The sequence below is a fragment of the Waterburya sp. genome (genome assembly GCF_058530065.1).
Window position 1 is genome coordinate 1 of sequence record NZ_JBZNBU010000195.1, and the last position, 9906, is coordinate 9906.

General features: G+C 39.2%; 11 protein-coding genes and 1 pseudogene. 5 read left to right on the top strand and 7 right to left on the bottom strand.

Going from position 1 to position 9906, the window contains the following annotated elements:
* Nucleotides 1-143: 143 nt before the first annotated feature.
* Nucleotides 144-971, bottom strand: a complete 828-nt coding sequence (locus AC33VI_RS12300; RefSeq protein WP_491782559.1) for a photosystem II manganese-stabilizing polypeptide — start codon at nucleotides 969-971, stop codon at nucleotides 144-146.
* A 389-nt stretch (nucleotides 972-1360) separates the two neighbouring features.
* Here AC33VI_RS12300 and AC33VI_RS12305 point away from each other — a divergent pair, with 389 nt between their 5' ends.
* The gene (locus AC33VI_RS12305) at nucleotides 1361-1681 is read left to right on the top strand and encodes a hypothetical protein (RefSeq protein ID WP_491782560.1); all 321 of its coding nucleotides are present in this window, start codon (nucleotides 1361-1363) and stop codon (nucleotides 1679-1681) included.
* 96 nt (nucleotides 1682-1777) lie between these two features.
* Nucleotides 1778-3217, top strand: a complete 1440-nt coding sequence (locus AC33VI_RS12310; RefSeq protein WP_491782561.1) for a phosphoglucomutase/phosphomannomutase family protein — start codon at nucleotides 1778-1780, stop codon at nucleotides 3215-3217.
* A 258-nt stretch (nucleotides 3218-3475) separates the two neighbouring features.
* Here the strand turns inward: AC33VI_RS12310 and AC33VI_RS12315 are convergent, their stop codons facing one another.
* Nucleotides 3476-4048 (bottom strand): hypothetical protein, encoded by a 573-nt coding sequence (locus AC33VI_RS12315; protein WP_491782562.1) that lies wholly within the window; start codon nucleotides 4046-4048, stop codon nucleotides 3476-3478.
* 18 nt (nucleotides 4049-4066) lie between these two features.
* Nucleotides 4067-5287, bottom strand: a complete 1221-nt coding sequence (gene tyrS, locus AC33VI_RS12320) for a tyrosine--tRNA ligase (protein ID WP_491782563.1) — start codon at nucleotides 5285-5287, stop codon at nucleotides 4067-4069.
* 114 nt (nucleotides 5288-5401) lie between these two features.
* On the opposite strand from tyrS, the gene AC33VI_RS12325 reads away from it, so the two are divergent.
* A complete protein-coding gene (locus AC33VI_RS12325) occupies nucleotides 5402-5959 on the top strand; it encodes a metal-binding protein (RefSeq protein ID WP_491782564.1) in 558 nt (185 codons plus the stop codon).
* A gap of 34 nt (nucleotides 5960-5993) precedes the next feature.
* Here the strand turns inward: AC33VI_RS12325 and AC33VI_RS12330 are convergent, their stop codons facing one another.
* On the bottom strand, nucleotides 5994-6401 hold the full coding sequence (locus AC33VI_RS12330; RefSeq protein WP_491782565.1) for an MAPEG family protein: 408 nt from the start codon (nucleotides 6399-6401) through the stop codon (nucleotides 5994-5996).
* Nucleotides 6402-6431: 30 nt separating this feature from the next.
* Nucleotides 6432-6953, bottom strand: coding sequence for a DNA recombination-mediator protein A (locus AC33VI_RS12335; RefSeq protein ID WP_491782566.1), 522 nt, complete (start codon nucleotides 6951-6953; stop codon nucleotides 6432-6434).
* Between the two features lie 223 nt (nucleotides 6954-7176).
* Here AC33VI_RS12335 and AC33VI_RS12340 point away from each other — a divergent pair, with 223 nt between their 5' ends.
* Nucleotides 7177-7959: an outer membrane beta-barrel protein gene (locus tag AC33VI_RS12340; RefSeq protein ID WP_491782567.1), complete on the top strand. Its 783-nt coding sequence runs from the start codon at nucleotides 7177-7179 to the stop codon at nucleotides 7957-7959.
* A gap of 55 nt (nucleotides 7960-8014) precedes the next feature.
* Here the strand turns inward: AC33VI_RS12340 and AC33VI_RS12345 are convergent, their stop codons facing one another.
* Nucleotides 8015-8449, bottom strand: a complete 435-nt coding sequence (locus AC33VI_RS12345; protein ID WP_491782568.1) for a DUF4079 domain-containing protein — start codon at nucleotides 8447-8449, stop codon at nucleotides 8015-8017.
* A 121-nt stretch (nucleotides 8450-8570) separates the two neighbouring features.
* Complete coding sequence (locus AC33VI_RS12350; RefSeq protein ID WP_491782569.1) at nucleotides 8571-8951, bottom strand: DUF1830 domain-containing protein; 381 nt, start codon at nucleotides 8949-8951, stop codon at nucleotides 8571-8573.
* 424 nt (nucleotides 8952-9375) lie between these two features.
* Here AC33VI_RS12350 and AC33VI_RS12355 point away from each other — a divergent pair.
* A pseudogene (locus AC33VI_RS12355) lies at nucleotides 9376-9906 on the top strand (photosystem II high light acclimation radical SAM protein); the annotation flags it as partial.

Genomic DNA, 9906 nt, shown 5'->3' on the forward strand with positions numbered 1-9906 from the left:
TAATTTGGTGCTATAAATTTAACCATCTAATCTAGTAATTTAATTTAAACTAGTCTGAAAAAAGAGAGCAATTGCTCTCTTTTTTCAGACTAGTTTAAATTAAATTACTAGATTAGATGGTTAAATTTATAGCACCAAATTAATTAAGCATTAGATTCAACTCTGCCATAAAAGATGCCACGAATTTTCACTTCTTCTGGTTCTTCTGCACCTAAATCAGTAGCCGAAGGCTGTTCGCTTTCAAATACTCCAGCAATCTCTCCAGTATCACCGTCAATTTTAGTAACATTTAAAGACATTTTCCCTTTACGAGAAACAAACTCTTTGACGTTAGCTTTGCTAAATTGAGGATCGTCCGCACGTCCTGGTAGGGCAACTGCGTTATCATAACCACTAGCTAAACTACGTCCTTTAGGATCTAAGAAAACTTGTCCTCGGTAGGAAGGAACGTCAAATTCCCCTTCAAAGTCAGTAGAAGTGTTAATACTATCAGCACTACTAACAGTAGTTGCTTTTAACTTTTTCATAGTGAACAAGAAAGGAACTTCTTTTCCACCAGGTAATAAAACAGTAGCAGGTTGGAAATCAATTCCGTCAATTTCCGTGAAAGTCAAAGTTCCATCTTCGTTAGCGTCAATAGTTCCTTGAATTTGATCTAGGCTGGAAGTGTATCTGGTTAATAACTTACCTTGAATGAATTCTGCTTTTTGACGTTTGCTGACGGGTTCTTCTTTGACAAAATATTCTCTAGGTTCTAAGCAAAGATCTCGGATAGTATAAGATTCTCCTGCTTGAATGGGAATAGTTCCGCGACTGCTTTCGGGCAATTCTAGACAAGTGTTAGCCAATCCAGTATTTAGAATGTCATCATAAGTTAGTTCGTTTCTGCTTATCTCGGAAGAGTCACTACAGGCTGTTAGTACGCTCAAGCATAGTGCCAGAAAGCTGGCGATAATTGTACGGTATCTCATAGTCAACTTTAGTTTGTCAATTTTAGATTTCACTAAACGAACATAAGCCCCGTCTGTAATAGGCGGGGTACTGTTCGCATAGAGCGCGAAAGATGTCGAAAATAGGCTTTTCTTAAGAAATTAGCCATTTTTATAGATGCTATATACTCTACCAAAGAAGGACTACTAAATAATCTGCTGGAAAACTAATTTATTTTTTTTCCAGGCATCCAAAGTAAGTAAGTAGCAACAAAGACAAAGGTTTTCTAGGTTATGACGTTGGCGATTGATAATGGATTTTGACTGGGACAATTGCAGGCATATTCGACAAAAACTTTATATTTGACCACCAAAAAGACAAACTTTGTATAAAGTAGACGAAGTTCCTTTTACAATTCTTAGTTTGGCAAATGAGTGAAGATCGAGACCCTAACAATCTTGCCCCAGAAAGTATTTTAGAAAATGCTGCCAGAGATATTAATGCTTTAGCAAAAAAACATCGAGATGACAGTCTATTTTTATTATCTTTGCTACGGGATTTAGAAAAAATTCATCGTCAGATTCGAGTCGAATTCTTTGAGGAAGGCTTACCTCAAACTCGTAACGATCTGTATCAATTTGTCAGGGACATCGAAGAAAAAGGTGGTTGGCCATATATTGAAAGGATGAAATTAAAAGATTTGTTACGGAATCTGGAACTAGTGAAAGAAATAAAGTCAGAAGAAAAGTAGCAACCGTTCTTGGTTTTTATTTTCTAGTTTTCAAACTACCTAGAAGCAGTTAACCTGGAAAGTGTGATTAATTAATGATTTTTAAGTGTCGATCTTATGGCTTTTACTGTTAATCCAATTAAGTTTGGTACGGATGGCTGGCGTGGAGTCATTGCTGCCGATTTTACTTTCGATAGAGTAGCAATGTTAGCTCCCATTGCAGCAGGGGTTTTAGCTGATAATTATGGCGATATTGCTAAAAATCGTACGGTAATTGTGGGCTACGATCGCCGTTTTATGGCAGAAGATTTTGCCAAAGTAACAGCAGAAGCTTTAATCGAAGCAGGATTTGATGTCTTGTTATCGGAATGTTTTGCTCCTACCCCTGCTTTTAGTTGGGCGGCAAAAGCTCATAATGCCCTGGGCGCAATTGTCATGACGGCATCTCATAATCCTGCTGCTTATCTTGGATTAAAAGTTAAGAGTGCTTTTGGCGGATCTGTACCCCCAGAAATTACCGAACAAATCGAAGCTAAAATCGGTCAACCTCAACCACAAGCAGATCGACCTGGAAAGCTGAAAAAGTTCGATCCTTGGGTAAGTTATTGTCAGGGGTTGCAACAAAAAGTAGATATCGCCAAAATTAAAGATGCGATCGTTTCAGAAAAACTAAAAGTATATGTCGATGTTATGCACGGAGCAGCTGCTACGGGTTTAGAGAGGCTGCTGGGTTGTCCTGTAGAAGAAATAAATGGCGATCGCGATCCTCTTTTTGGTGGTGGCGCGCCCGAACCTCTACCAAAATATCTCCCCGACTTTTTTCGCGCGATTAAGGAGGGAGGCAAAAAATATCCCGATAGCATTCGCGTGGGTTTAGTATTTGATGGAGATAGCGATCGCATTGCAGGGGCTGATGCAGAAGGTAATTTTTTAAGTTCCCAAGTATTAATTCCCATTTTGATCGAACACCTGGCAGAAAGAAAGGGCTTTACAGGAGAAATTGTTAAAACTGTTAGTGGTTCGGATCTAATTCCTCGTTTGGCTGCAAGCTACGGACGTTCTGTATATCAAACTCCCATTGGCTATAAATATATTGGCGATCGTATGCTTCAAGCAGAAGTGATGATCGGTGGCGAAGAATCTGGAGGTATTGGTTATGGCACTCATATACCCGAACGGGATGCTCTTTTATCGGCTCTCTATGTCTTAGAAGCAGTTGTGGAGTCGGGAGAAGATTTAGGTACTATATATGCCCGATTGCAACAAAAAACTAATTTTACCGCTCATTATGATCGCATCGATCTGCCTCTAGCTAGTATGGATGTCAGAGCAAAGCTTTTGTCACGCCTGGCAAATGAAACTCCTACAAAAGTAGCAGGAATGCCTGTAATTGATTGTTTAGATGTAGATGGTTATAAGTTCAGAATGGACGATACTACCTGGTTGTTGATTCGCTTTAGCGGTACAGAACCAGTGTTGCGACTTTACTGTCAAGCATCCACCATGCCAGAGGTTCGCAAGGTTTTAGAATGGGCTAGAGACTGGGCAAAATCTTAATTGTCTATTCCTCATAGTTGCTGTTGTAAATAGGCGATCGGTCAATCCATTAACTGCCACCATATTTAACCTTAGATTCAATCAAAGCAGGTATATTAATAAAAGTTACAAATTGCATTATGCGGTCAGTGTAAATTTTGATTGGCTGGCGGGTTCGAGATCCCACTTTAACCATTATTCATCGAAAGAACCTTGATGATGCTGGCTTTATATTTTGTTGGCGCGAGTCAAACTGTACTTATATCCGTTCAAATAATTTTATTGATTGCCGATCCTTTTTCTTACAGTACCAGCACGACAATCTTGAAACCACAATTGGACTGCCTGACCGATAATTCCGTCTGTCGTTTCCCTAGGAGGTGTGGGGGGGCTAGAATCTGGGGATTTGCCGAAACGAGAAAACATCATTACAGTCCGCCAACCAGAATCGGTTGGAGTTAAAAATAGCCAATGATAGGTTTGTGTATTGATAACTTGACCGTTTTTATATTGCCTTTCTAAAACTGTAAAAAAGATTTGTTCTGGATCGCGATCGCTTTGAGGACTATATTGAATTCTGGGTAAATTTAATGGTTCAAAGTCAGCCTTGCCAGCAGTGACAATAAAGTTTCTGATTCCCGCATCGCGGTTATATCTTTGAGTCCTTTGAATGACTCGATTGCTGTAGTTAGGTAAGTCTCTTAATAAATAAGAAGTCAATTCTTGCAAATCTTCGGGGCAAGTTAAACGCTCGATTGACGATCGCTCGGTTTCACTATTAGCCGACTTGAAAGATACAAATGGTAACAACAAAATGATTATTACCCAGATATGCGATCGCCATACTTTCATAAATTGTCTATTGATAATCTAAGCAACCAAGCGAATAAACTTCTTCTTGCCCACTTGTAGCACTTTTCCCGCCAAATCGTCAGGACTATCAAAGGTAAGGTTAACATCATTCAAGCGATCGCCGTCTAAACGCACAGCACCACCCTTAATTTGTCTTCTACCTTCGCCGCTACTATTACATAAGCCACTAGCCCCAAGAATATAAAATAATTTAGCGGGAAATTCTACTGCTGTCAGGGAATATTCTGCCATATCCCCCTCTGAAGTGCTGCCTTTCAGTACGATTTGTTCGGCGGTTTTTTGTGCTTCGAGTGCCGCATCTTTACCGTGAAACTGAGAAGTAACTTCTATGGCTAATTGTTTTTGTGCCTCTCTGGGGTTTTCGGGGATAGTTGTTAAATCGAGATCGGTCAAGAGTTCGTAGTAGTCTTTAAGCAAGCTATCGGGAGTTTTTTCTAGCTTGGAATACATTGATAAAGCATCTTCGCTCAAACCGACATAATTACCCAGAGATTTGGACATTTTCTGAACTCCATCTGTCCCAATTAAAATCGGCAACAACAAGCCAAATTGAGGAGTTTTCTGAAAATGACGTTGCAGATCTCTACCAACGGCAATATTAAACTTTTGATCCGTACCACCCAATTCCACATCCGCTTCTACCGCCACAGAATCATAACCCTGCATCAAAGGATATAAAAACTCGTGTAAAAAGATTGGCTTCTCTTGCTTATAACGTTCGGCAAATCCTTCTTTGGCTAACATTTGCCCTACGGTCATGGTTGACAACAGCCCTTGAATTTGAGCTAGATTTAATTTGCTCAACCACTCGGAATTGTAACGAATCTCTAAACGCCCTGGAGTATCAAAATCCAAAATCGGACGTAACTGATCCAAATAGCTTTGAGCGTTAGCTTTAACTTCTTCTGGGGTCAATTGACGGCGCACGTCGGATTTTCCTGTAGGATCGCCAATTTGGGCGGTAAAATCGCCAATAATCACCACTGCAGTATGTCCCGCATCTTGAAAAGCTCGCAGTTTACGAAAAGGAATACTATGACCCAAATGAATATCTGTCCCAGTCGGATCGATACCTAGTTTGATTCTTAATGGTTTTTCTTTTTGGTTGATACGTGCGATTAAATTTTCATTACTATTATCCGAATCTTGGCGATCTGGGAAGATTTCACTCGTTCCTCTTTGCATCCAATCAAAGTTATTATCTGAATCTGAAGACATTATTAATTTGGCAATTTTTTTAATTATTTCTTGTGGATCGACCTATAAGTCGTTTACCCTAGCAACATTATTGAGGCATCAATGTTCAATGATAAATGATAAACGGTAAATGATATGCCCTCTGGTATGACCCACGATCGCATTACTCTTTGGACTCTGCCCTGGGTAAGTAGTATTGCCTATGGCTTAACTCGTAGCGGAGACTTAACGTTGTTGTTAGCTGGGGGATTTTTGTTCAGTGGCTTAATGTTTGGACCCGATCTAGATATTCGCTCGATTCAATTTAAACGTTGGGGTATGTTGCGAGGAATTTGGATTCCTTATCGCCGAATGTTTCGCCATCGTTCTTTTTTCTCTCATGGTTTAATTATTGGCACTTGTATTCGGGTTTTATACTTACTATTATTTATTGCTTGGCTAGCAATTTTTGTTGTGGGTTTAGCTCAATTATTTTTTGGTTTTAGTTGGAATTGGCAAGAATTTTTCCGCAGACAACTATATCTTTTGAGCAACCACTACTATCGAGAATGTACTGCTTTATTCGTCGGTTTGGAGTTGGGCGCAGTGAGCCACAGCCTCAGCGATTGGATTGTTTCTGGTCAAAAAAAACGTTTGAAGAAAAAACAATTAAAAGCCTACATCAAAACTCAAGCTAAAACGAAGAAGCAATAATTGTTAGTTGTTAGTTGTTAATCGTTAGTCTTAATTAAATAACTTGTAAGATACTTAAGCCAAATAACGTCCAAGCTGAAAGAGAGCCAACTGCAAACATCAGCGATCGCCCGATAGGAAAATTAAGAATATAAAATACCGAATAGAACAATCGAGCCACACAAAAAGCGATCGCGGCAATTCTCGCCCAATTAGAATCGACTCCAGTAGCATAAGCCATCAAAGCTGCTAAACCATAGATAGTCAAAGCTTCAAAACTATTCTGATGCGCCCAAGTTGCTCTTTGAGCGTAGGCAGGTAGTCGATCAAACATTGCCCTTGGTGCGGACTGGTCGTATCCCGTTTGCAAGCGTCCCCAACCTACTACTAAAAAAGGTGTGTACGCCAAAATTACTGCTCCAATTACCGAACAGAGCAGAATTAAATCGACTGACAGATTCATATATTTAATTAATTACTGAATAAATGTTTATTAATCAAAATAAAACAAAGTGACTATTTTGCGTAATTCTTCTGCTTCTTGACAAGTCCTTAATAAAGTATCGCTATCGTGAAAAGCAAAGCAAATAAGCTGGTCGCAGCGAGCAATAATTTCGCTGTTACACATCGCACTAGCTTCTCCCAGAGAAAGATTATCGTTTTTAGCATTTTCAATTAAATGAATCACATTCTCTAATTGAGTCCGCGACTCTCTGGGCTGGCGAGACAAACTTTGAGGCAAAATCACAGTTAACAAATTAGCATCAGCACGCATCGCCCCCTTGATGGCTGCGGAATTAGTTCCAATCGCACCAGAGGTAAGTAAACGATTACCGCCCAAAACCAGGGCATAGCTCATCATTTCGATTAGCTGTTGGTGCATAATCGGTACGTGACGAGAACCTAATAACGCAATTCTCCTCGAACCAGTTTGCTGAATTGCAGCTAGCTCTTGAGTCAATGTATCGAGAGTGGGGTCGCTTACAGTTACGGTATCTAATGGTTGTTGGCTCAATGAATATATAAGGTTTGTATTATTTTAACGCCGACAATTGTAACAAAAGATTGTTAACTAAAGCGATAGCTTGTGACCAAACTTTATTAAAGGATCGATGGTTTCTCCCTTGGTTGTAAGATTTTTGCTGTTGAGATTTCTTTTGTAATATTTCACAGTATGCTTAAAACTGTTAGCTCGATCCTATTAGCAATTATTAAGCTTAATACCTGGTGTGAAAAAAATGAAAATTAGAAAGACAATTTTGGCTGCCATTGTGCTAGCTACAATTCCTATGGCAGCTAAAGCCCAAAATGCCGATAATTACAAAAATTATCGAGTTAGCTGCCAAGCAGATTGTCATAATTTTGATGTTATTTATCAACAAAATCGTTCTAGCGATCGCCCCATTGCTCAAAGAACCCGTCGTCGTCGTACTCGTCCAACAACTTCCAATCGCAAGTTCTATTTAGGAGTTAATGGCGGAGCATTTTTCACGGGAGAACCCGCCAATACAGGTTTTGGTCCTAGTATCGTGGGAGGATACCAATTTAACGAGAACCTAGGTGCAGAATTAGAAGGTTTTTATTATTTTGGTGGATTGGATGAAGATTCTATCTTTAATGATTTTCAACAACAACAAATAGATGCTGGCAATATAGATATCGATCTCGGATACAACAACTTAGGTATTGCTGCCAATTTTATGGGCAAATATCCTTTTAATAAAAATAACCCTAAAAGCATTTATGGCATAGCTGGTTTTGGTCTAGGCTATTCCAGATTGCAATTAAATGTAGATATTTCTGATGCCACTCAAAGTGTCAGTCAAGATGTGAGTTTTTCAGGATTTTTACTTAACTCAAAATTCGGCTTAGGACTGCCTGTTTCTAATGCTCTCGATGTTACGGCTCAATTTCGTTACGGATATGCCTTCTATGGCGATGCTGAGATTGAAGGAATCACGATACCTAGTGCTGATGATGATTTTATTACTATTGATTTGGGAGCTAGATTTAATTTCTAGAGATTAAGATAACCAGAGTAGGATTCTCGTGTTAAATACCTACTCTAGTTTGACTCTATAAGTATTTTTGCACTACTTCCCATCCAGTCCAAGAAACATAAGCCAAACCGACAAAGAGAATGGCATTCAAAATTAGATGAAGCGATCGCGCCCAGGAATTGCGAGAGTTAATCTGATTGGCACTCCAAGCAGATAGAGAAATGAGCAACACTACGAATAAACCCGCCCAAAGATGGGGAGAATGTCCCAGGCTACCATAATAACCCACCGTACCGACAAGTCCGATCGCCAGCAATAAAAAGACTAAAAAAACAATAATTATGCCGCCAATATAATGAGCTTGGGCTAACCAAGATGGACGACCAATTCTCGAAACTCTTCCATAATACATCCAGGATCCTGAAAGCAGTAATAACAAATAAAATACGATTGCGCCTCCCATCGACCAAGCAGCAATTTTCCACAACCAGAGAAAAGATGGTAAATCCACTCTTTCTTACCTAAAGAAACTATTTATTAGTATAGGGAAAACTGCCACAAACAAAGGAGTCGCTACACAAAACAACTCCTTACTTATACTTCTATGTTATTGATGATAGTGCGATTAATTACTACACTGCGATGTTTAGGCGAGAAGGCAATTGTTCGGGGCGATCGGAATCTGAAATTGTATTAACAGAGGAAGTAGCAGCTGAGTTTTCATTTTTCTGGGGAATTTCAGCTTGTGGAGCATCTAGATTTTCTAAAGCCAGGCGGGAACAGGGAATAGTATCTGAAAGGATAGCACTAGCCATCATTCCTGAATGTATCTCTAAAATAGCATGGGGTTCTGCTTCAAAAACTAATCTTTGCCCTGGGAAGACAACCCTTTCAAAATACCAGTTAGGAATATTAGTAATACGGGCTATTTGAATTTGACTAGTGGCATTAACGTAACAACAAAGAATGTGGCTGTTTTCATCATTGGGTAAAGGATCTAATATCTGTGCCATGAGTGTTGAAGAGATTAAAAAATAATTTTGTTATTGCTATCTATAAGCTAGCATTGCTCGATCCCCATTGGTTGTAAAACTAGCTACCGATAGACATTTTGACAATCTTTTGTTTAACTTATTTACCAAAAAATGTTCTTAATTTTATTTTAATATTTCCTGGGGGACATTAAGACGATCTCGCAGACATTTACGGTGCAATAACTCTCTGGATTTTCGAGTATTTGTAGTTACAGAAAAATCACCTTTCTTTCGCTCATTAACATCATTGCCTGAAAATTGTCTATTTCATTTAGTTGATTGTGGGAAATATTATCGCTAAAGTTAAGTTATATGAATTATTTATAGCTGCAATCTGGCAAACGACCCTTTTAAAATCCTTAATTCACTAATATAGTTTACAAAACTTAACAATATAGCCATCATGACTCCAAGAATTCTTTATGTTCGCCTCCCTTGTAATCCAATTTTCCCCATTGGAGTTGTCTATCTTGCAGACCATGTCCGCAAGCTATTTCCCAATGTAGAGCAAAAAATATTTGATTTGGGGACTGTTCCTCCCTTAGACTTTAATCGCGCCCTAGACAACTGTATCGATGAATTTCAACCATCTCTACTAGTATTTTCTTGGCGAGATATTCAAATTTATGCTCCTGTAGGGGGTAGGGGAGGAAATCCTTTACAAAATGCTTTTGAATTTTACTATGCCAAAAACCCATTGATCAAACTTAGAGGTGCATTGGGAGGATTAAAGGTAGCCAGTGCTTACTATGGAGAACTCTGGCGCAATACGGGTCTAATTAAAAGGGGCTTAAGCAAAGCCAGAAAGTACAATTCTGAAGCTCGTGCGGTAGTTGGAGGCGGTGCGGTAAGCGTATTTTACGAACAATTGCAGCAAGATTTACCCCAAGGAACGATTGTTTCTGTTGGAGAAGGAGAACAACTCCTAGAAAAA